This is a genomic window from Mycobacterium colombiense (assembly GCF_001665835.1).
Taxonomy (GTDB): Bacteria; Actinomycetota; Actinomycetes; order Mycobacteriales; family Mycobacteriaceae; genus Mycobacterium; species Mycobacterium colombiense_A.
Window position 1 is genome coordinate 15373 of the sequence record NZ_LZSX01000011.1, and the last position, 22067, is coordinate 37439.

A 22067-nucleotide genomic window follows, 5' to 3' on the forward strand; every position below is an offset into this window, starting at 1 on the left:
AGACCCGCGGGATCCCCCACATCGGAGGGGTCGATCCGTTGGCGGGAGAGAGGGCAGCAACCAGGTGGCGGAGAAGACGACGCAAACCATCTACATCGAAGCCGACCCGGCCACCGTGATGCAGGTGATCGCGGATATCGATTCCTATCCGCAGTGGATCTCGGAGTACAAGGAAGCCGAGGTTCAGGAGAAGGACGCCGACGGCTACCCCAAAGTTGCGCGGATCGTCATGGACGCCACGGTGATCAAGGACACGATGGTGATGTCCTACGTGTGGCCCAAGGATCGCCAGTCGGTGAGCTGGACCCTGGTGTCGAGCTCGCTGCTGCGCTCGCTCGAAGGCTCATATCGGTTGGCGGCGAAGGGCTCTGGCACGGAGGTCACCTACGAACTCTCCGTCGATCTGGCCATGCCGATGATCGGCTTGCTCAAGCGCAAGGCCGAGCGCAGGTTGACCGACACCGCGCTGAAAGATCTCAAGAAACGAGTCGAGGCTGAGTGAGTCCGCTGCGCCTGCCCCGGCCCGGATCAGCCTTTTCGTCGGCAAAGGCGGGGTAGGGAAATCCACCCTGGCTTGCGCCACCGCCATCGGCGCCGCGAGCGCCGGGCAGCGAGTGCTGGTGGTCTCCACCGACCAGGCGCACTCGCTGGGTGACGTCCTGGGCATCACCGTCTCGCCCAGTCAGGGCGAACCGGTGCGGGTGCTCGCCGACCTCGAAACCGGGCGGGCGGAGGCCGGCGGCGGGTTACTCGACGCGCTGGCATTGGACACGCTGGCGCTGCTCGAGGCCCGATGGCATGACGTCGTCGCCACGCTGGACCGGCGCTTTCCCGACTCGGAGCTGAGTACCATTGCGCCCGAAGAACTTTCGGCCCTACCGGGCGTTCAGGAAGTGCTCGGTCTGTACGCCGTCGGCGAGCTGGCGCGCTCGGGGGAATGGGATCGCGTTGTCGTCGACTGCGCGTCGACCGCCGACGCCCTGCGGATGTTGACGTTGCCCGCCACCTTCGGGCTGTATGTCGAGCGGGCGTGGCCGCGGCATCGCCGGCTGTCCGTCACCGCCGACGACGCCCGGTCGGCGGCTGTGGTCGCACTGCTCGAGCGGATCAGCTCGAGCGTGGAGTCGCTCAGCACGTTGCTCACCGACGGCGATCTGGTCAGCGCGCACCTGGTGCTGACGCCCGAGCGGGTGGTCGCGGCCGAGGCGGCCCGAACGCTGGGCTCGCTGGCCCTGATGGGGGTGCGCGTCGAAGAGCTGATCGTGAACCAGGTTCTGCTGCAAGACGACTCGTACGAGTATCGCAACCTGCCCGATCACCCCGCCTTCTACTGGTACACCGAGCGCATCGCCGAGCAGCAGGGGGTGCTCGACGAGCTCGACGCCACCATCGGCGAGGTGGCGCTGATGATGACCCCGCACCTGTCCGGCGAGCCGATCGGGCCCAAGGCGCTGAGCGGGCTGCTCGACACCGCCCGGCGCCGGGGCGGTACGGCGCCGCCCGGCCCGCTGCGGCCCACCGTCGACCTCGAATCCGGCACGGGACTAGGGTCCATCTACCGAATGCGGCTAGCGTTGCCGCAACTCGATCCGTCGGCCCTGACGTTGGGCCGCGTCGATGACGATCTGATCATCAGCGCCGGGGGTTTGCGGCGCCGGGTTAGGTTGGCATCAGTACTTCGGCGGTGCACCGTGCTGGACGCACATCTGCGGGGTAGCGAACTGACGGTGCGTTTTCGACCAGATCCGGAGGTGTGGCCGAAATGAGTGGGGCTCATTCCGACATCGGTCCGGAACTGCGCAGGCTCGCTCAGACGATCCTGGACGGCATCGACCCCGCGGTGCGCGCGGCGGCGGCGCTGACGGCCGGCGCGGGTGTCGGCACCGGCAAGTGCCAGCAGGTGTGGTGCCCGGTGTGCGCGCTGGCCGCGTTGGCAACCGGCGACCAGCACCCGTTGCTCACCGCGATCGCCGACCACAGCATCGCCCTGCTCGAGGTGATCCGCGACATCGTCAACGACATGGACCGGTCCGCCAAGCCGACGCCGGAACCGCCGGACGGTCCACCCGGCAGCGGGCCCGGTGCGCCGGGAGATACCCAAGACGCCGCGCCGCGGACCCGCTATCAGCCCATCCCGGTCACGCTCGAGGAGTGAGCGGGCTGCGTCGCAGGTGGTCGGTTCGGGTGGGGATGGGTACAGTTGGCGCAGAACATCAGCGGTTTAGCCGAGAGGGAGGGCCATGTGGTACTGGCTATTCAAGTACGTGCTCCTCGGCCCGCTGCTGTCATTGCTGGGTCGGCCGAAAGTTGAAGGCTTAGAACACGTTCCGAGTTCCGGGCCGGTGATCCTGGCCAGCAACCACCTGGCGGTGATGGACAGCTTCTACCTTCCGCTGGTGGTGCGGCGCCGAATCACGTTCCTGGCCAAGTCGGAATATTTCACCGGCACCGGTTTGAAGGGCTGGTTCCAGCGGTGGTTCTTCACCGCCGTCGGCCAGGTGCCGATCGACCGCACGGACGCCGACAGCGCCCAGGCCGCACTGAACACCGCGCAGCAGGTGCTGAGCCAGGGCAAGTTGCTGGGCATGTATCCCGAGGGCACGCGGTCGCCGGACGGGCGGCTCTACAAGGGCAAGACGGGACTGGCGCGGTTGGCCTTGGAGACCGGTGTTCCGGTGATCCCGGTCGCGATGATCGGCACCAACGTCGTCAACCCGCCCGGGACGAACATGCTGCGGTTCGGCCGGGTCACCGTCCGCTTCGGCAAGCCGATGGACTTCTCCCGGTTCGACGGGCTGGCAGGCAACCGCTTCATCGAGCGGGCGGTCACCGACGAGGTGATCTACGAGCTGATGGGACTGTCCGGCCAGGAATACGTCGACATCTACGCGGCGAGCCTAAAAAAGGACGGTAACGACGCGGCCGACGGCGAGGCCGCGCGGATTCCCGAGACGGCCGCCGGTTAGCCGACGGCGGTAACCGGCGCCAACCGCTGCGGGGCGGCATCCCGCGCAACACCGCGGGCGGTGACTGTGACTCCCACCGCGACGATGACCGCCAGCGCCCACCAGACGTAGGACATCCCGGCCAGCTGACGCCACCAGACCGCGCTGGCCTCGTGGTGCTTGGGCAGCAGGTCGATCGGCGACCAGCGCATCAGCGCCACCCCGATGACGCTGAGCACCATCAGCGCCGCGTTGCGGCGCCGCCAGCCCAAGATCCCCGTCACCAGGACCGTCGGCAGCACCCAGACCCAGTGGTGCGACCAGGACACCGGCGACACCACGAGCCCGAACAGCGCGACGCACAAAAGCGCGAGCGTGGGCTCGTCGGCGTGCAGCACCCGTCGCATCGCCCAGACCGTCGCCGCCAGTACCAGCAGCGACGCGGCCACCCAGAGTAGAGAACGTTCCTGCTGTCCCAGCCCCAGCCGGGCCAGGGCGCCGGCGATGTTCTGGTCGGTGTTCAACGACGCGGAACCGATCCGGTCGGTGTGCAGCACGGTGTGCGTCCAGTACTCCCACGAGTCGTTCCAGGCCAGCGCGAAGCCCAGCAGCGTCGCCCCCACGAAGGACGCCAGCGCGGTCAGCGCCGCGCGGGTGTCGCGCCGCAGCAGGAAATAGAGCAGGAACACGGCCGGGGTCAGCTTCAGCGCCATACCCAGCCCCAGCAGCAGCCCGCGCGGCCACGGCGTGCGCCGCGGCACACAGTCGGCGATCACCAGCGTCATCAGCACGACATTGATCTGGCCGAACGCGAAGTTCGAGCTGACCGGCTCCAGCCAGACGGTCGCCGCGGCCGCGGCGACGATCGCCAGCCACCACCGGCGCACCCAGGCCGGGCCGGGCAGCGTCGTCGAGCTGCTCCAGACGTCGAGGCGGGTCAGCACCATCACGGTCGACACGACCAGCAGCACCAGCGTCAACGCGGTAATCACGACGCTGGCGGTGGGCATGTGCATCCAGGCGAACGGGCAGAACACGATGGCCGCCAGCGGGGGATAGGTGAACGGCAGATCCACGATCGGCGTATGGAACAGCACATCCCCGCGGTACAGCGGGTGGCCGTCCATCCAGGCCCGGGCGCCCATCTGATAGACGTCGATATCGATGCGATAGGGCGTGTGCCCGAACAGCTGCCACGCCGCATAACTCAGCCCCCCGGCGGCCGCCAGCCAAGCCAGCCCCCACCACAGCGCCCAGCCGGGTCGATTGCCCACGCCGGGCGCCTGCCGTGTACTCATGTCGCACAACAGCGTAATGGGTGCCCGGGCCCCGACCCGCCTGGTGCAGCGCGGGTCCCACGGGCCCGGCGCAGACAGGCGTACGTTTCAAGGGTGCTCCATTCGTTCGTGGCCGAGGTGACCAGATGGTTCGCACATGACGTCTACGACCGCGGCCACCTGCCGCTGCTGTGCTGCCTGGTCGCCTTCATCCTGACGTTCTTCGTCACGCGAACGTTCGTGCGGTTGATCCGGCACCGCACCGACAACGACCGGCCCACCCGGTGGTGGCACCCGCGCAACGTCCACGTCGGCGGAGTGCACATTCACCACGTGACCTTCGGGGTGGTGCTGACCCTGCTGTCCGGCCTGACGCTGGTCACGCTGTCCATCGACGGCCACGAACCCGAATTCACCATTGCCGCAACCTTTTTCGGGATCGGCGCCGCCCTGGTTCTGGACGAGTACGCGTTGATCCTGCACCTGTCCGACGTCTACTGGTCCGAGGACGGCCGCACCTCGGTGGACGCGGTGTTCGCCGCGGTGGCGGTGGCCGGGCTGTTGATCATGGGGCTGCACCCGCTGATGTTCTTCCTGCCGATCTGGCACAACGCCGAATCGACGGCGCTGCGGGCCGTGGTGGCCGGCGCCATGGCGTTGACGCTGCCGCTCGCCGTGGTGGTGGTGCTCAAGGGCAAGGTGTGGACGGGCCTGCTGGGCATGTTCCTGGTGGTTTTGCTGGTCATCGGCGCAATCCGGCTGTCGCGCCCGCACGCCCCCTGGGCCCGGTGGCGCTACTCGACGCAGCCGGACAAGATGCGCCGCGCGCTGCAACGCGAGCGGACGCTGCGCCGCCCGGTGGTGCGGGCCAAGCTGTACTTGCAGTGCGCGATCGCCGGCACACCGCGGTTGCCCGACGAACGCACGGTCGACGCCACGCTCGACCACGAGGTCCACCCCGCGCCGGCGCCCACCGGGCCCATCCTGATCAGCCGTTGACCTCCTGCCTAGGCCGCTGGACCGGCTCCTCCTTCGTGCCGCCCCGGCACTCATCGTCGCCGGTCTAGGCCGCTGGACCGGCTGCTCCTTCGTGCCGTGCCGGCACTCATCGTCGCCGGTCTAGGCTGTCTCCGGTGCGGTATTTCTACGACACCGAATTCATCGAGGACGGCCGCACCATCGAGCTGATCTCGATCGGGGTGGCCGCAGAAGACGGCCGCGAGTACTACGCGGTGTCCACGGAATTCGATCCCGAGCGCGCCGGGCCCTGGGTGCGCGCCAACGTGTTGCCCAAGTTGCCGCCGCCGGCGTCGCAGCTGTGGCGCTCCCGCCGTCAGATCCGCGAAGACCTGGAGGGCTTCTTCGGGGTCGGCGGCGCCGAGCCGATCGAGCTATGGGCGTGGGTGGCGGCCTACGACCACGTGGCCTTGTGCCAGCTGTGGGGGACGATGCCGGAGTTGCCGCGCTGCATCCCCCGTTTCACCCGCGAGCTGCGGCAACTGTGGGAAGACCGGGGCAGCCCGCGGATGCCGCCGCGGCCCTCCGATACGCACGACGCGCTGGTCGACGCGCGCGATCAGCTCCGCAGGTACCGGCTCATCACGGCCGGGGGCTGAGAACGGCGGGCGGAACGGCCCGCCGAATCGAGTTCGCAAAGATCAACTCTGACCTGGGGCGTCCGTGCCCCAGCTAGGATGAACCGATGAACTGGACCGTCGACATACCGATCGATCAGCTGCCGCCGCTGCCGCCGCTGCCGACCGATCTGCGGGCGCGGTTGGACGCCGCGCTGGCCAAACCGGCCGCCCAGCAGCCCAGCTGGCCCGCCGACCGGGCGACTGCGATGCGCACGGTCCTGGAGAGCGTGCCGCCGGTGACGGTGCCGTCGGAGATTGTCATGTTGCAAGAGCAGCTGGCCCAGGTGGCCCGGGGGGAGGCGTTCCTGCTGCAGGGCGGCGACTGCGCGGAGACGTTCACCGAGAACACCGAACCCCACATTCGCGGCAATGTGCGCGCCCTGCTGCAAATGGCGGTGGTGCTGACCTACGGCTCGAGCCTGCCGGTGGTCAAGGTGGCCCGCATCGCCGGGCAGTACGCCAAGCCGCGATCGGCCGACATCGACGCGCTGGGGCTGAAGTCCTACCGCGGCGACATGATCAACGGCTTCGCGCCGGACGCGGCGGTGCGCGAGCACGACCCGTCGCGGTTGGTGCGCGCCTACGCCAACGCCAGCGCTGCGATGAATCTGGTTCGGGCGCTGACGTCTTCGGGTTTGGCGTCGCTGCACCTGGTGCACGACTGGAACCGCGAATTCGTCCGGACCTCGCCGGCCGGCGCCCGTTACGAGGCGCTGGCCACCGAGATCGACCGCGGCCTGCGCTTCATGAGCGCCTGCGGCGTGGCCGACCGCAACCTGCAGACCGCCGAGATCTACGCCAGCCACGAGGCTTTGGTGCTCGACTACGAGCGGTCCATGCTGCGCCTGTCCGAAAGCGACAGCGGCGAGCCGCAGTTGTACGACCTGTCGGCGCACACCGTGTGGATCGGTGAGCGCACCCGCCAGCTCGACGGCGCGCACATCGCGTTCGCCGAGGTGATCGCCAACCCGATCGGCGTCAAGATCGGCCCGACGATCACGCCGGAGCTGGCCGTCGAATACGTGGAGCGGCTCGACCCGAACAACAAGCCCGGCCGGCTGACGCTGGTGAGCAGGATGGGCAACAACAAGGTTCGCGATCTGCTGCCCCCGATCGTGGAGAAGGTCCAGGCCACCGGTCACCGGGTGATCTGGCAGTGCGACCCGATGCACGGCAATACTCACGAATCGTCCAACGGCTACAAGACCCGCCACTTCGACCGCATCGTCGACGAGGTGCAGGGCTTCTTCGAGGTGCACCGCGCGCTGGGCACCCACCCGGGCGGCATCCACGTCGAGATCACCGGCGACAACGTCACCGAGTGTCTGGGTGGGGCGCAAGACATTTCGGACACCGACCTGGTAGGCCGTTACGAAACCGCCTGCGACCCACGACTGAACACCCAGCAGTCGCTGGAGTTGGCCTTCCTCGTCGCCGAGATGCTGCGCGACTAGCGGCGCACCGAAAGCCGCTCCCTCGGTGGGCTCTGCGGCGCGACCGGAGCCGTGGCCGTGCGGCTTCGCTGCTGCGTGAACCGGGCTCGTAGGTTGCCCCATACGATGCGCGGCAGCAGGGCGGGATCTCGGAGCCGCGACGGCGGGTCGATGAAGTTGGAGACTCGAAAGAAGCGCTCGGTCAGGACGACGTCCCGGGTGGAGGCGTTCAGTGCCGCCCTGGACATCCAGCCCTGCAGTCGCTGCCCGATCCCGCGTGGCCGGTGGGCGCCCGAGGTAGCCAGGTCTCGGGCCTGATTGGCGGCCCACGTCTGGCCGATGTACTGGGCCGTCGCCCGGAAAAAGCGCTGTGCCAGGTGCGCATCTCCCGCGCGTAGACAATCGCGCAGCGTCAGTGCCTCCAGCGCACCGATCGTCATGCCTTGGCCGTAGGTCGGATCGAGACTGCATAATGCGTCGCCGACCACCAGCAGCCCTGAAGGGAATTCGTCCACCTGGTCGTAGCGTCGCCAGATCGCGGCGGCGTGGTGATAGGTCGCGGCCTCCCCGATCGGATATGCACCGCGCAGGCCCTCGGTGATTGCCGGGGGTAGCGACGGCTCGGCCATCGCGAGCATTGCGTCGAAATCGGTTGGTGGCTCGCCACCGTCGGCCGGCACGCCGATCGCCAGCATGAACGTGTCGTGCTCGTTGGCAAGCAACAAACCGCCCGGCCGGCCGGCCCCGGGGTTGAACATCACCAGACGCTGGGCGATCGATCCCTGGGGCATGCTCAGCTGTTGGCTGGCATAGCAGTATCTGGCCACCGCCCGGTCCTCGGTTGGCCGTTCGTACCCCAGGCTCTCCAAGAACGCCGGCGTGCGCGCCCCCCGTCCCATGGCGTCCACCACCAGGTCGGCGTCCAGCGCGGTAAGAAAACCGTTGTAGCGCCGGGTGATTCGTACACCGTTGACGATGTCCGCGGTGGTGAGAAGCCCGGACACGTCGTGCCCGTCGAGGAAGTTCACATTGGGCAGGGCCTTGACCCGCCGGCGCAGGTGAAACCCCATGAACGGCCGGGTCGTCATAAGGAGCGCCAACGCGTCCGGATCGCTGAACGTGCCCGAGTGTTTCAGCTCGTAGCGTCCGACACGCACGTAGAACCGCGACAAATCGCCGTCATCGACGACAACGGCGCCTGCCCTGGACAGGTCCTCGAGCAGCCCGGGAAACAATTCGTCCAGTGCCTGCAGGCCCCGGCTGTGGAAGTTGTGCGCGTGGCGGCCCTGGGGGATGCCCCTGCGGTGGCACGGGTGGTCGGGCAACCTGTCCCGCTCGACCACGCTGACCGAATCGTAGAACTCCGAAAGTACGCGCGCGGCAAGCAAACCCGCCATTCCGGCACCCAGTACGACTGCGTGCTCGCCGAGCCGGTTCGGCGAGTCGACGCTATGCATTGTCGAACCCATGCAGAAGTACGGTACACCAAAATTAAGAAAAATAAGAGAACTTTGTGATTTCGTTAAGATGCGTGTCGCCGGGAGCGCGGTCGACTGAACCAAGGTGCTGGCCGCCGGGCGGCGCCTTCCTTGCTGGGTGAACGCCGGCACACCAACCCGCTACAGCAGTCCGTTCAGGTTGCTTCCGATCGTCCACGCCGCGGTGGCGACCAGCCCGGTGAGCGCCAGCACCAGCGCCACCCAGACCAGCACCATGCGCCGGCTGTGCTGGCGCGCCCACACGAATTCATTGATCGGGATTCCCGCGAATTCGCCTGCGGCCAAATCATATTCGTAATCGTCCTCGTCCTCGTCGTCGGTCTGCGCCGGGCGTACCGGCTCCGACCAGTCCTCGGGGCCCCGCGTCATCTGGCGAGTGGGCTGACGCACCGGCGCCGGGCCGGGTGGCTGAGGCTGCTGCGTGGTAGCCGGCGGATGGGGGGTCTGACTGCGCTGCAGCGCGGCCGACCGGTGTTGTGCGGAGTTGCGGGGCGCCGGCATCCGAAAGTTGGGCAGCACAAGCTCTTCGGCGATCGCGTCGAGGTCGGCGCGCATCTCGATCGCGTCGGCATACCGTTCGGCCGGGTCGCGGGACGTCGCGCGCTCGACGAATTCGTCGAACTGCGCGGGCACACCGACGATGACCGCGCTGGGCGGCGGCACGTCGGTGTCCAGCCGCTGGTAGGCGAGCGACAACGCCGAGTCGCCGGTGAACGGGGTGCGCCCGGTCAACAGCTCATAGGTCATGATCCCCGCGGAGTAGACGTCGCTGCGCGGAGTGGCTTCGCCGTCGCGCACCTGCTCGGGTGACAGGTAGGCCGCGGTGCCCAAAATCACGCTGGTGGAGGTGATTCCGGCGGCCGCGACGGCCCGGACCAAACCGAAGTCGGCGATTTTCACCTCGCCGTCGTCGGAGATCAGCACGTTCTCGGGCTTGACGTCGCGGTGCACCAGGTCGGCCCGGTGGGCGGCTGCCAGCCCGCCGAGCACCGGACGAAGCACCGCCGCCACGGCGTACGGCGGCATGGGTCCGCGTTCGCCCAGCAGTTCGCGCAGCGTGCCACCCTCGATGAGCTCCATCACCAGGAACGGGTGCCGGGCGTCCAGGCCCTGGTCGTAGACCGCCACCAGCCCGGGATCCTTCAGCCGGGCCACGGTTTGCGCCTCGCGCTGGAAGCGGGTCAGGAACTGCTCGTCGCCCGCGTAGCGGGAGTCCATCACCTTCACGGCGACGGGACGGTCGAGCCGGGTGTCCAGGCCGCGATACACCGTCGACGTCCCGCCGCTGGCGATCCTGGACTGAACCAGGTAGCGGCCGTCCAGCAAAGTGTTGTCCAGCGGATCGACCCACCCTGCCTCGGATCGGCGACGGTGCGGGCCGCGCCGGCCCGAGACGGGGGTCCCGCCCGCTCGCGGGGGAGGGCCGGGCGATTCAGCTTGGGCCACGGGGCCATCGTAGGTGTGCGGCCGTGATTGGCCGGTAGAACACGGGCTCAACGTAGGCATCTAGGCCTACACTTGCCCGGATGAGCAGTATTCCTGCCGGCGACGATGTGCTAGAACCCGACGAGCCGATCTACGACCTCAAGCGGGTCGCCGAACTGATGGGAGTGCCGGTCACCAAGGTGCACCAGCAACTCCGGGAGGGGCACCTGGTTGCGGTTCGCCGCGACGAGGGACTGGTGGTACCGCAGGTGTTCTTCACCAAGTCCGGTGAGGTGGTCAAGAGCCTGCCCGGATTGTTGACGATCCTGCACGATGGCGGCTATCACGACACCGAGATCGTGCGCTGGTTGTTCACCCGCGACCCCTCGTTGACGGTCACGCGCGACGGCAGTCGGGATGCCCTCAACAACGCCCGTCCCGTCGACGCCCTGCACGCCCACCAGGCGCGGGAAATCGTGCGCCGGGCACAGGCGATGGCCTACTGAGCCCGATCGCTCATCCGGCGGTGACGTCGGCCCGCTCGGCTTGCCGCGCGGGAGCCCGGTACAGGCTGTACCCGGCGATCAGCGCGCACACGGTGGCCAGCGAGAAGTGCAGCCACGAGTACATCCCGTGCGAGCCATCGGGTTTGAAGATCACCATCACCCAGGTCGACAGGCCGCCGATGATCGCGACCGCGCGCCGCGACTGCGCCAGCGGGGCCACGATCGCCAGCGGCCACGAGTAGTACCAGGGCAGCGCGGCCGGCACGAAGAGCACCACGATCAGCATCGACCACGCGATGCCGGTCAGAGCGGCCCGGTCGTCGCGGCGGAACCGCCACCACAACAGCGGCAGTGAGATTGCGATGATCGCGATGCCGACCAGCCGGGTGACGCGCAGGATCGGGTAGAAGCTCACCGGGAAGAAGCCGCTGCCGATCGCGTGGATCAGGTTGGCGGCGGCGGTCGGCACGGTCAGCCAGTTGATGATCTTCACCGATCCGGCCAGCGCGGTCAGCCACCCAAGGCCGACGCCGGCCACCGCGGACAGGATCGCGAAGACCACGGCGAAGATCAGCAGCGACAACGCCGTGGCGGCGAAAAAGGCTGGCACCGGCCGGTATCCCCGCCGATCGCACAGGTGCCGCGTCCACACCCACACCAGGAAGGGCAGCGCGATGCCGGCGGTGGCCTTGACCGCGATGGCGACGGTGATCAGCGTGATGCCCGCGACGTGGCGGCCGGCGAACGTCAGTGCGATGCCGGCGGCCATCAGGCCCACCATCAGCATCTCGTTGTGCACCCCGCCCATCAGATGGATGAGCACCAGGGGGTTGAGCACACAGATCCACAGCGCCGTCGAACCGTCGGTGCCCAGATGCCGCGCCACCCGCGGCGTCGCCCAGACCAGCAGCACCAGGCCGGGCAGCATGCACAGCCGCAGCAACGCGGTGCCCGCCACCACGTTGTTGCCCACCAGGATGGTGATGACCTTCGCCACCAGGATGAACACCGGGCCATAGGGTGCCGTTGTGATCGACCAGATGGGACTGACGTTGTCCAGCAGGCTGTTTGGGTTGGCGACCGGCCCCACCGCGTACGGGTCCAGGCCGTCGCGCAGCAGCGCGCCCTGCGCCAGATACGAGTAGGTGTCCCGGCTGAAGACGGGCACCGACACCAGCAACGGCGCCAGCCAGAAGCCGGTGGTGGCTTTCATGACGAACTCGCTCGCCTCGCCGGCCAGCACCCGACGGCCCAGGGCCAGCCACGCGATCAGCATCAGGCCGACGCCGATCCACAACACGATCGACGACAGCACCAGGCCGTGGCCAAAACGCAACCAGGACATGTGCATTGACTCGAGCAGCGGGTCGTGCTGGCGGGTGCTGCCCGCGCCCAGCCCGCCCAGTGTGATCAGCACCGATCCCAACATGCCCAGCTTCGCAGGACCGGAGTCGCGGGACGCGACGAATGCCCTCAGCTGGGAAAACCGTTCGCCGCGAGAGGGTTTGGCTGCCCGCGAATCCGCGGCCGGGGCGTCGGTGGGCGTCGTCATCGGTTCAGGCGGACCGGTTCGTGGCCAGCTTGGCCAATTCGGACAGCCCCGCTTTGGCCGCCGTGTTGATGGGTGCGGCCGCCAGCGTGGCCAGCGCCCGCTGGGTCAACGCGGCGATCCGTTGTTCGGCCGCCGCCAGGGCGCCCACCGACTCGATGACGTCGCGCAGCTGATCCACTTGCGCGTCGGTCAGCTGAGCCCCGATCGAGGTGCGTAACAGGTTGGCCGCCACCGGGTCCGACCGCTCCGCCAACTCCACCGCCTCGGCCAGCAACACCGTGCGCTTGCCGGACCGCAGATCATCCCCGGACGGCTTGCCGGTGACCGCGGGATCACCGAATACCCCCAGCACGTCGTCGCGCAACTGAAACGCCACCCCCAGATCCGTTCCGAACTGGCTGAAGACGTCGTGGACGTCGGGCCGGTCGGCCGCGGCGGCCGCCCCGAGCTGCAGCGGCCGGGACACGGTGTAGCAGGCGGTTTTGAAGGTGTCGACGTTCATCGCCGAGGCGATCGAGGCGGCCGCGCTGGCCTCGGCGACGATGTCGAGGTACTGGCCGCCGAGTACCTCGGTGCGAATGTTGGCCCACACCCGCCGAACCCGCCTGGAAGCCTGCGGCGTCAATTCGACACCGAAGACGATGTCGTCGGCCCAGGCCAGCGCGAGATCGCCGAGCAGGATGGCGGCCGATATGCCGAACTGCTCCGGCGAGCCCTGCCAGTGCCGGTCGCGATGCAGCGTCGCGAACTGGACATGGGTGGTCGGCCGGCCCCGGCGGGTCGAGGAGTCGTCGATCACGTCGTCGTGCACCAGCGCGCAGGCGTGCAGCAGCTCGAGCGCTGAAAACAGCAGCAGCGCTTGCTCATCGGGGGCTTCGGTGGTGACGGCGCGCCAGCCCCAATAGGCGAACGCGGGCCGTAACCGCTTGCCCCCGTTGAGTACGAAATCTTCCAGCGCGGCGATCAGACCGCTGTAGTCGTCACCGATGTACGCGGTTTCGGTGCGCCGGTCGTGCATGTACCGCCGCAATTGGTCGGTGATGGCGCCGGTCAACTCGACGGTTGCCGCTGCTTCTGAAGCTCCTAGGCTCAGCGCGGCACCCCTTTCTGCTCGGCTGGCTGGGTGTTCCAGGCCCGACCAGTGTATTCGCCGCGCCACCCGTGCTGCTCCGCACGTGACCCGGGCGGGTGGACCCAGTTGCTTCGCCTGCCTCACTAACTCGCCCCTATGCTGGCGGGTGCACTGGGCCCGCGCGCAGACCGCGCGGCCACCAGAAGGCCCGGGCCGATAGTCGTCAGATGGAGAGAAGCCGCGTGACCCTCAACACCATTGCGCTCGAGCTGGTGCCGCCGAACGCCGACGAAGGTCGGGAGCGCGCGCTCGAAGAGGCGCAGAAAGTGGTGCGGAATTCGGCCGACGCCGGTCTGGGCGGCCGGATCCGGCACGTGATGATTCCGGGGATCATCGCCGAGGACGACGACCGTCCCATCCAGATGAAGCCCAAGTTGGACGTGCTCGAGTTCTGGTCGGTCGTCAAGCCGGAACTGCCGGGGATCAAGGGCCTCTGCACGCAGGTCACCGCGTTCATGGATGAGTCGTCGCTGCGCACGCGGCTGACCGAGCTGACGTCGGCCGGCATGGAAGGCGTGGTGTTCGTCGGCGTGCCGCGCACCATGAACGACGGCGAGGGCTCCGGCGTCGCCCCCACCGACGCCCTGTCCATCTACCGCGAGCTGCTGACCAACCGCGGCGTCATCCTGATCCCCACCCGCGACGGCGAACAGGGCCGGTTCAACTTCAAGTGTGACCAGGGCGCCACCTACGGCATGACCCAGCTGTTGTACTCCGACGCGATCGTGGGCTTCCTTACCGAGTTCGCCCGCCAGACCGATCACCGGCCGGAGATCCTGCTGTCGTTCGGCTTCGTACCGAAGATGGAGAGCCGGGTCGGACTGATCAACTGGCTGATTCAGGACCCGGGCAATCCGGCGGTGGCCGCGGAGCAGGAGTTCGTCAAGAAGCTCGCCGCCGGCGAACCGGCGCAGAAGCGCCGGCAGATGGTCGACCTCTACAAACGCGTCATCGACGGGGTCGCCGAGCTCGGCTTCCCGCTGAGCATCCACCTCGAGGCGACCTACGGCAACTCCGGGCCGGCCTTCCAGACGTTCGCGGAGATGCTCGCCTACTGGTCACCGACCCCCGGCTAATCGGGCGGCTGGTCTCGCGGCGCGGTCAGCCGCGGTGACCTGTCCCGGCTGACCCAGGCCAGCAGCCCCACCACGCCCGCGGCCGCGAACGACGCGATGCAAAGCCACACCACCGCCCCGGTGAAGGACCGGGTGTTGGGGTCGGTGTAGCGGGCCTGGGCGGTCATGGTGGTCACCACGCCCGGTTTCAGCTTCCACGACACCACGTCGGGTTCGACCCGGTCGCCGTTGGTGGAGGTCACGACGCCGGGGAAGGCCACCGTCAGCTCGACGTCGGCCTCGGGATCGGTCAGCGGGGTCAGATCCGCCCGGCCCTCCATGATCACCAGGTTGCCGTTGCGGCGCAGTGTCAGGTTCACCCCGGAGGCGTCGGAGTTCATGTTGGCCAGCTGCGGTAACTCCGCGAACGTCAGATCGGAGAACACCGCCTGCGAGCCGACGTAGCCGTCGCTGTCGTAATTCGACACCGCCACCTTCTGGCTGAACGGCAGGTTGTTGCTGTCCAGTTGGGGGCCGGTGTCTTTGGAGGTCTTGGGTTTTGCGGCGGCGACGATCTCGCCGGACACCAGGTCATCGGGGGAAATGGTGAGCGAGGCCCTGACCCGCAGGCATCCGGTGGCCAGCGGCACCACCAGCAGCAGCATCGCGATGGCCGTCAGGCGGCGCCGCCGAGCTCGAAACGCTCGGGATCCTCGGCTGCGGGGCGGGGGGGAGCTGGCTCGCACCAGGTCATCGTGCCAGATCCGATGGGCCACTTAAATAAGTGGCACATCGAAGTGGAGTCTTCCGATGTGTGCCGAGTTCGGGTGTTACAGAGGTAGCTTGCGGCCCAGAATTGCAAACGCCCGCGGGTCGCCGGCGAAGTGGTAGTCGCGGATGACGTCGGTGAAACCCAAACGTCGGTACAACCGCCAGGCGCGGTTGGGTTCACCGTTGTTTTCCGGCGTCGAGAGCAGCACATTCTGCTCGGGGCGACCGGCGAGCAGCCGTCGGACCAACGCCTCGCCGAGACCGCGGCCCTGGGCACGGGGATGGATGTGCAGCTCGGTCAGCTCGAAGTAGCTGTCCATCAGCCGGGAGATCTCCTGGGGCGGTGAGCCGCCGCGCTGCATGCCCAGCACGACCTGCTGCTGCCACCATTGGCCGGGTGCGCCGGGGTAGCCGTAGGCCACACCGAGCAACGGGGCGCTGGCGAGGTCCTCTGCCGGGGGCGGTTGTGCGCCTGCGTCTTCGGCTTCCTGTGTCTCGACGACGCCGGCGCCCTGCCAGCCCCGCCGCCGGATGTGTTCGAGCCACATCGCCGCGCGCTGGTTCTCGGTGCCCCGCGGGTAGCGCATCGCATCGACGTACACCGCCAGGGCGTCACCCAGGCGCCGCTCCATGTCGTTGGGAAGCAGATCGACGAGGAATATCGCCAACTCGCGGTCTCCTCCTCATCGCTGATCCAGGCTCGCGCGGCGCCTCGGCATTATGTGGTCGCTGCGGACCGGGCCGCCATTGCCCATTATCGGACCCGTGTGCGACGGGCCGACGGGCGGTCGTGGCACCGGACCGATGAACCGTCCGGTTCGGGAAGCCGGTTGTAGCGCACGGTCGTTGCGGTCTGGCGGTGGGTCGGAAGGCGGCCGAGATAGAATCGGCGCCGAACCAGTGGTATGGGGCAGATTGACCTCGTATCATTCAATTAGTTGCCCCCGCAACGGGCATCCGCGTGCTACCGGTAGTCACGTGCCAAACAGTCGGCAAGGAGGGACGAATGCCACTCTCCGATCATGAGCAGCGGATGCTCGATCAGATCGAGAGCGCTCTCTACGCCGAGGACCCCAAATTCGCGTCAAGCGTCCGCGGCGGAGGTTTCCGCGCACCCACCGCCCGGCGGCGGCTGCAGGGCGTGGCGTTGTTCGTCATCGGTCTGGCGATGCTGGTCTCCGGAGTGGCGTTCAAGGCGACGATGATCGGAAACTTCCCGATCCTCAGTGTCTTCGGGTTCATCGTCATGTTTGGCGGGGTGATCTTCGCGATCACCGGCCCTCGGTTGTCCCGCAAGGCCGATCATTCCGGCCCGGCGCCCACCTCGCTGCGCCAGCGCCGCAACAAGGGCGGGGGTTCCTTCACCAGTCGCATGGAGGATCGGTTCCGCCGCCGCTTCGACGACTAGGCGCGTTCACGCATTCGGGGTAGCCATCGGCTGCCCCGTTTTATTTTTCCGGGACTGGTGCGGCGGGCCGTGTCGCTGACAATCAACCGTCGATGCCGTTTTGCAGCCCAATCGAGCCCTAACCGAGGCGCGTCGCGACATTTACTCCCCACCGCGCCCCACTAGAGTTCCCCACTACGCCCCACAGCGAGCATTTCGCCTGGTAGATATCCTTTGACCGCGGACCTGGAACACGCCCGGGGATGGCCTCGACACACCCCATTTGGGGGGTTGACGGCGTCCTGACGACGGATAACCCCGAAAACGCCACGGCGACACTCAAAGAATGGGGCGTAGTGGGGGATTGTGGGGTATGGTGGCTGCAGTGTTTGGGTGACCCCATAGGGGAGGTGAGCTGGTGTTTCTCGGCACCTACACGCCCAAACTCGACGACAAGGGGCGGCTGACGCTGCCCGCCAAGTTCCGCGACGCGCTGGCAGGGGGGTTGATGGTCACCAAGAGCCAGGACCACAGCCTCGCCGTCTACCCGCGGGCGGAATTCGAGCAATTGGCCCGCCGTGCGAGCAAGGCCTCGCGGAGCAACCCCGAGGCCCGGGCGTTTCTCCGCAATCTCGCCGCCGGCACCGACGAGCAGCATCCCGACGCGCAGGGCCGGATCACGTTGTCGGCCGATCACCGGCGCTACGCGAACCTGACGAAGGACTGCGTGGTCATCGGCGCGATCGACAACCTCGAGATCTGGGACGCGCAGGCCTGGCAGGACTACCAACAGACCCACGAAGAGAACTTCTCCGCGGCCAGCGATGAAGCACTCGGCGACATCATCTGAGGCGCATGCCCGTGCAACGTGGCCTCTGCCCGAACCGACCCTGGCGTACTTCCCCAACGCCAGGTTCGCGACTTCGGTCAGAGACCTCGATGCAGGGGCTGCCCATTTTTCCGAGCACCCGGTAAGGCAGGTCCGGGCGGCACAGACCCGCAGCGGCGCGAGGGCCCGTCTCTTGGGGGCCCGAGTGGCCGACGGGTGCCGGCAGATCCGTGGAGGCGTTGCGGTGGCTGACAATTCGAGTTCCGACGATTACGGGCACGTACCCGTGCTGTTGGAACGCTGCGTCGAACTGCTCACGCCCGCACTGACCCGTCACCACCCCGACGGGTCGGGGGCGACGCTGTTGGACGCCACGCTCGGCGCCGGCGGGCACGCGGAACGGTTCCTCGCCGACCTGCCGGGCCTGCGGCTGATCGGACTGGATCGCGATCCCAGCGCGCTGGACATCGCCGGGGCACGGCTGGCGCGCTTCGCCGACCGGGTCACGCTGGTGCACACGCGCTACGACGGCATAGCCGCAGCGCTGGACGAATTAGGTTATGCGGCAACCGAATCGGTGGACGGAATGCTGTTCGACCTCGGGGTGTCGTCCATGCAGCTCGATCGCGCCGAGCGGGGCTTCGCCTACGCCCAGGATGCGCCGCTGGACATGCGGATGGACCCCTCGTCGCCGCTGACCGCGGCCGACATCGTCAACACCTACGACGAGGCGGAGCTGGCGAACATCTTGCACCGCTACGGCGAGGAGCGGTTCGCGCGTCGCATCGCCGCGCACATCGTCCGCCGGCGCGCCCGCGAGCCGTTCACGTCGACCTCGGATCTGGTAGCCCTGCTGTACGAAGCGATTCCGGCCGCGGCCCGGCGCACCGGCGGGCATCCGGCCAAGCGCACGTTCCAGGCGCTGCGGGTCGCGGTCAACGACGAACTGGACACGCTGCGCCGTGCGCTCCCGGCCGCCCTGGACGCCCTGGACGTCGGCGGGCGCATCGTGGTGATGGCCTACCAGTCGCTGGAGGACCGGATCGTCAAGCGGCTCTTCGCCCAGGCGGTCGCGTCGCGCACCCCGGTGGATCTGCCGGTCGAGCTTCCCGGCCATGAGCCGCGCTTCCGGGCCCTGACGCACGGCGCCGGACGCGCCGACGCCAGCGAGATCGAAAGCAATCCACGCAGTGCCGCAGTGCGATTGCGGGCGTTGCAACGAATGGAATCACAGCAGGCAAGCGGGAAAGGCGACGCATGAGAGCAGAGCGCGAGACGTCCAAACGGCGCGGCGGCAGCGACCGTCGGGGTGGACGCGACGGTTCTGCCCGGCGGACCAGCCGGCCCGTGGCCGAATCCGGTTCGGCGCGGCGCGCGCGTGGCGGCCGGACCTCGGCGCCCGCCCGCGAGGCCCGCGCGCCCAAGTCCGGTCCGCAGACCAGCCCCATCGCCCGGCCGGTCGAACGGCCGGCCCGGCCCAAGAGCACCAGCCAGGCCAAGGCGCGGGCGAAGGCGCGGAAAGCCAAGTCACCCAAGGTTGTTCGTCCTCGCCTGACCGAGCGGGTGGCCGCCCGGCTGGCGGCGATCGACCTGCGGCCGCGGACGTTGGCCAGCAAGGTGCCGTTCGTCGTGCTGATCATCGGTGCGCTGGGCCTCGGGCTCGGGCTCACGCTGTGGCTGTCCACCGACTCCGCCGAGCGCTCCTACAAGCTGAGCCACGCCCGGGAGCGGACCCGGCTGCTGCAGCAGCAGAAGGAAGCGCTGGAGCGCGACGTGCGCGAGGCCGAGGCCGCCCCGGCGCTGGCGGAGGCGGCCCGCAAGCAGGGCATGATCCCGAGCAGGGACACCGCGCACCTGGTCCAGGACGCGTCCGGGAACTGGGTGGTGGTCGGCACACCCAAGCCGGCCGACGGTGTTCCGCCGCCCCCGCTGAACAACAAGCTCCCCGACGAGGCGCCGCAGCCGCCCAAGCCGCCGGCCGCTCCGCCGGAGGTCTCGATGCGGGTGGAACCCGCCCCCGGCGGCCCCGCCCCGGCCAGGTCCGGGCCCGAAGCGCTGCTGCGCGCACCCGACGGTGCGTCCACGGTCGGCGGTCAGCACCTGCCGCCGGCGGTGCCCCCGGTGCCCGGCGCGCCTGCCGCACCCGGTGTGGCGGTGCCGGGTACGCTGCCCGGCATGCCAGGCGGACCCACGACGGGTGCATTGCCCGGCATGCCCGCTGCCCCGGCCACCGGACCCCTGCCCGGTACGCCCGCCGGCCCGGTCACCGGACGCGCACCCGGTGCGCTGCCGGGATTGCCGACGCCGGGACTGCCCATGCCGGCCGGACCGGCGACCGCTCCGGCGCCGGCCGAGGTGCCGATTCCCTTGGGCGGACTGCCGATTCCGGCTCCTGGCCAGATGCCCGCGCCGTTGGCCGCTGAGATTCCGGTCCCGCTGCAGCTGGGCCGTCCGGCGGCACCGGCCCAACCGGTGGCGCCCGCCGCGCCGGCTAACGGCCTGCCCGGGCCGGCGGTCGTCGTGCCGCCAGGTGCTCCCAGGTGAGCCGCGGAGAATCCCCGCGGGCACGCCGGTCGCAGTCGGCACGGCCGACACGTGGTCCCCGTAAGGACTTGGCGGGCAAGGGCGTACGGCAACCCAAGCGTCGCCTGAAACAGCAGCAGGCCGACGTCGGGAGCGACGTGCGGGAACCGAAGCGATTCCGGAAGGCGAAGCAGGCCAAGGGCGTCGGGGCGACACAGCGATCCGAGGCGGTGACGGCCGGGCACTCGGCCCGGGAGCGTCGCACCCGCCAGATCGTCGAGTTGACCAGCCGCGGTGGGTCATTCGTCTTCCGGCACCGCGCAGGCAACGTGGTCATCCTGGTACTCATGCTGGTGGCAGCCTCCCAGCTGTTCGTCCTGCAGGTGACCAGCGCCCCGTCGCTGCGCGCCCAGGCAGCCAGCCAGCTCAAGGTCACCGATGTGGAAAAGGCGGTGCGCGGTAGCATCATCGACCGCCGCAAAGACCAGCTTGCCTTCACCATCGAGTCGCGTGCGCTGACGTTTCAGCCGAAACGGATCCGCAAGCAACTGGAGGAAGCCAGAGCCAAGAACTCGACCGCACCCGATCCGCAGCAGCGGCTGCGCGATATCGCCAAGGAGGTCTCCAGCCGCCTGGGCAACAAGCCTGACTCGGCGACCGTCTTGAAGAAGCTGCAAACCGACGACAACTTCGTCTACCTGGCACGTGCCGTGGATCCCGCTGTCGCCAGTGCTATCTCGGACAAGTATCCCGAGGTCGGTTCCGAACGACAGGATCTGCGCCAGTATCCGGGCGGATCGCTGGCGGCCAACATCGTCGGCGGCATCGACTGGGACGGTCACGGCCTGCTGGGGCTGGAGGAGGCCATGGACTCGGTGTTGTCGGGCACCGACGGTGCGGTCACCTATGACCGCGGATCCGACGGGGTGGTCATTCCCGGCAGTTACCGCAACCGGCATCGGGCGGTCAACGGCTCGATGGTCCAGCTGACCCTCGACGACGACATCCAGTTCTACGTGCAGCAGCAGGTTCAGCAGGCCAAGAATATGTCTGGCGCGCACAATGTTTCGGCTGTCGTGCTCGATGCGAAGTCCGGCGAAGTGCTGGCGATGGCCAACGACAACACCTTCGACCCCTCCCAGGACATCGGGCGACAGGGCGACAAACAGCTGGGCAACCTGGCGGTGTCCTCGCCTTTCGAGCCCGGCTCGGTGAACAAGGTGATCACCGCGTCGTCGGTCATCGAGTACGGCCTGTCCAATCCCGATGAGGTGCTGCAGGTCCCCGGCGCGATCCAGATGGGCGGGGTGTCCATCCACGACGCGTGGGATCACGGCGTGATGCCCTACACCACCACCGGCGTGTTCGGAAAGTCCTCCAACGTCGGCACTTTGATGCTCGCCCAGCGCGTCGGCCCGGAGCGTTTCTACGACATGGTCCGCAAATTCGGTCTGGGGCAACGCACCAACGTGGGCCTGCCCGGTGAGAGCGCCGGACTGGTGCCGCCGATCGACCAGTGGTCGGGTAGCACCTTCTCGAACCTGCCCATCGGCCAGGGTCTTTCGATGACGCTGCTGCAGATGACCGGCATGTACCAGGCGATCGCCAACGACGGCCTGCGGATACCGCCCCGGATCATCAAGGCCACCATCGCCCCCGACGGCACGCGCACCGAGGAGCCGCGCCCGGAGGGTGTACGGGTGGTCTCGCCGCAGACGGCGCAGACAGTGCGCAACATGCTGCGTGCCGTGGTGCAGAAGGACCCGATGGGGTACCAGCAGGGCACCGGCTCGGCCGGCGCGGTGACGGGCTACCAGATGGCCGGCAAGACGGGTACCGCGCAGCAGATCAACCCGGCCTGCGGCTGCTACTTCGACAACGTCTACTGGATCACGTTCGCCGGGATGGCCACCGTCGACAACCCCCGGTACGTCATCGGCATCATGATGGACAACCCGGAGCGCAACGCCGACGGCACGCCCGGCCACTCGGCGGCCCCGCTGTTCCATAACATCGCCGGCTGGCTCATGCAGCGCGAGAACGTGCCGCTGTCGCCCGACCCCGGGCCCCCGCTGACCCTGCAGGCCACCTAGCGG

Annotated in this window: 21 protein-coding genes; 14 read left to right on the plus strand and 7 right to left on the minus strand. The window is 68.4% G+C overall.

From position 1 onward, the window contains the following. Window positions 1-64 precede the first annotated feature (64 nt). The 4 genes from A5760_RS02250 (at window position 65) to A5760_RS02265 (ending at window position 2966) form a co-directional block, all read left to right on the plus strand. Window positions 65-502: an SRPBCC family protein gene (locus A5760_RS02250; RefSeq protein ID WP_064877483.1), complete on the plus strand. Its 438-nt coding sequence runs from the start codon at window positions 65-67 to the stop codon at window positions 500-502. Beyond that, window positions 495-1766: an ArsA family ATPase gene (locus A5760_RS02255; protein ID WP_196771959.1), complete on the plus strand. Its 1272-nt coding sequence runs from the start codon at window positions 495-497 to the stop codon at window positions 1764-1766. The genes A5760_RS02250 and A5760_RS02255 overlap by 8 nt, the downstream gene beginning before the upstream one ends. Further along, on the plus strand, window positions 1763-2155 hold the full coding sequence (locus tag A5760_RS02260; RefSeq protein ID WP_064877485.1) for a hypothetical protein: 393 nt from the start codon (window positions 1763-1765) through the stop codon (window positions 2153-2155). The genes A5760_RS02255 and A5760_RS02260 overlap by 4 nt, the downstream gene beginning before the upstream one ends. 85 nt (window positions 2156-2240) lie before the next feature. After that, window positions 2241-2966 (plus strand): lysophospholipid acyltransferase family protein, encoded by a 726-nt coding sequence (locus A5760_RS02265; RefSeq protein WP_064877486.1) that lies wholly within the window; start codon window positions 2241-2243, stop codon window positions 2964-2966. Here A5760_RS02265 and A5760_RS02270 read toward each other — a convergent pair. Beyond that, a complete protein-coding gene (locus tag A5760_RS02270) occupies window positions 2963-4243 on the minus strand; it encodes a glycosyltransferase 87 family protein (protein WP_064877487.1) in 1281 nt (426 codons plus the stop codon). The two genes, A5760_RS02265 and A5760_RS02270, sit on opposite strands and share 4 nt — an antisense overlap. Window positions 4244-4351: 108 nt before the next feature. Here A5760_RS02270 and A5760_RS02275 point away from each other — a divergent pair, with 108 nt between their 5' ends. The 3 genes from A5760_RS02275 (at window position 4352) to A5760_RS02285 (ending at window position 7313) form a co-directional block, all read left to right on the plus strand. Continuing rightward, entirely contained in the window at window positions 4352-5221 is an 870-nt protein-coding gene (locus A5760_RS02275; RefSeq protein WP_419538210.1) for a hypothetical protein, read from the plus strand. A gap of 134 nt (window positions 5222-5355) precedes the next feature. Beyond that, window positions 5356-5838 carry a polyadenylate-specific 3'-exoribonuclease AS gene (locus A5760_RS02280; RefSeq protein ID WP_064877489.1) on the plus strand — a complete coding sequence of 161 codons (483 nt, stop codon included), beginning with the start codon at window positions 5356-5358 and terminating at the stop codon, window positions 5836-5838. Window positions 5839-5924: 86 nt separating this feature from the next. Then, window positions 5925-7313, plus strand: a complete 1389-nt coding sequence (locus A5760_RS02285; protein WP_064877490.1) for a class II 3-deoxy-7-phosphoheptulonate synthase — start codon at window positions 5925-5927, stop codon at window positions 7311-7313. On the opposite strand, the gene A5760_RS02290 is transcribed toward A5760_RS02285, so the two are convergent. Together A5760_RS02290 and A5760_RS02295 are read right to left on the minus strand one after the other, a co-directional pair. Further along, a complete protein-coding gene (locus A5760_RS02290; RefSeq protein WP_064877491.1) occupies window positions 7310-8761 on the minus strand; it encodes an FAD-dependent oxidoreductase in 1452 nt (483 codons plus the stop codon). The genes A5760_RS02285 and A5760_RS02290 overlap by 4 nt on opposite strands. A 150-nt stretch (window positions 8762-8911) precedes the next feature. Then, window positions 8912-10129: a protein kinase domain-containing protein gene (locus A5760_RS02295; protein ID WP_064877536.1), complete on the minus strand. Its 1218-nt coding sequence runs from the start codon at window positions 10127-10129 to the stop codon at window positions 8912-8914. A gap of 188 nt (window positions 10130-10317) precedes the next feature. On the opposite strand from A5760_RS02295, the gene A5760_RS02300 reads away from it, so the two are divergent. Further along, on the plus strand, window positions 10318-10722 hold the full coding sequence (locus tag A5760_RS02300) for an Rv2175c family DNA-binding protein (protein WP_064877492.1): 405 nt from the start codon (window positions 10318-10320) through the stop codon (window positions 10720-10722). A gap of 10 nt (window positions 10723-10732) precedes the next feature. On the opposite strand, the gene A5760_RS02305 is transcribed toward A5760_RS02300, so the two are convergent. Both A5760_RS02305 and idsA2 read right to left on the minus strand, forming a co-directional pair. Next, on the minus strand, window positions 10733-12274 hold the full coding sequence (locus A5760_RS02305; RefSeq protein ID WP_064877493.1) for an alpha-(1->6)-mannopyranosyltransferase A: 1542 nt from the start codon (window positions 12272-12274) through the stop codon (window positions 10733-10735). 4 nt (window positions 12275-12278) lie between these two features. After that, complete coding sequence (gene idsA2, locus A5760_RS02310) at window positions 12279-13328, minus strand: bifunctional (2E,6E)-farnesyl/geranyl diphosphate synthase (protein WP_064877494.1); 1050 nt, start codon at window positions 13326-13328, stop codon at window positions 12279-12281. A 260-nt stretch (window positions 13329-13588) separates the two neighbouring features. On the opposite strand from idsA2, the gene A5760_RS02315 reads away from it, so the two are divergent. Then, entirely contained in the window at window positions 13589-14482 is an 894-nt protein-coding gene (locus A5760_RS02315) for a mycobacterial-type methylenetetrahydrofolate reductase (RefSeq protein WP_064877495.1), read from the plus strand. Here A5760_RS02315 and A5760_RS02320 read toward each other — a convergent pair. Together A5760_RS02320 and A5760_RS02325 are read right to left on the minus strand one after the other, a co-directional pair. After that, complete coding sequence (locus A5760_RS02320) at window positions 14479-15126, minus strand: LppM family (lipo)protein (protein WP_064877496.1); 648 nt, start codon at window positions 15124-15126, stop codon at window positions 14479-14481. The genes A5760_RS02315 and A5760_RS02320 overlap by 4 nt on opposite strands. Before the next feature lie 165 nt (window positions 15127-15291). Next, on the minus strand, window positions 15292-15900 hold the full coding sequence (locus A5760_RS02325; RefSeq protein ID WP_064877497.1) for a GNAT family N-acetyltransferase: 609 nt from the start codon (window positions 15898-15900) through the stop codon (window positions 15292-15294). 338 nt (window positions 15901-16238) lie between these two features. On the opposite strand from A5760_RS02325, the gene A5760_RS02330 reads away from it, so the two are divergent. From A5760_RS02330 to A5760_RS02350, 5 genes are all read left to right on the plus strand, one after another. After that, window positions 16239-16640 (plus strand): DUF3040 domain-containing protein, encoded by a 402-nt coding sequence (locus A5760_RS02330; RefSeq protein WP_064877498.1) that lies wholly within the window; start codon window positions 16239-16241, stop codon window positions 16638-16640. 397 nt (window positions 16641-17037) lie between these two features. Then, window positions 17038-17469 (plus strand): division/cell wall cluster transcriptional repressor MraZ, encoded by a 432-nt coding sequence (gene mraZ / locus A5760_RS02335; RefSeq protein ID WP_064877499.1) that lies wholly within the window; start codon window positions 17038-17040, stop codon window positions 17467-17469. Next, window positions 17444-18709 carry a 16S rRNA (cytosine(1402)-N(4))-methyltransferase RsmH gene (rsmH, locus tag A5760_RS02340; protein WP_155764174.1) on the plus strand — a complete coding sequence of 422 codons (1266 nt, stop codon included), beginning with the start codon at window positions 17444-17446 and terminating at the stop codon, window positions 18707-18709. The genes mraZ and rsmH overlap by 26 nt, the downstream gene beginning before the upstream one ends. Beyond that, complete coding sequence (locus tag A5760_RS02345; protein WP_064877501.1) at window positions 18706-19992, plus strand: hypothetical protein; 1287 nt, start codon at window positions 18706-18708, stop codon at window positions 19990-19992. The genes rsmH and A5760_RS02345 overlap by 4 nt, the downstream gene beginning before the upstream one ends. A 104-nt stretch (window positions 19993-20096) precedes the next feature. Then, window positions 20097-22064: a peptidoglycan D,D-transpeptidase FtsI family protein gene (locus A5760_RS02350; RefSeq protein ID WP_082279305.1), complete on the plus strand. Its 1968-nt coding sequence runs from the start codon at window positions 20097-20099 to the stop codon at window positions 22062-22064. Window positions 22065-22067: the final 3 nt, after the last annotated feature.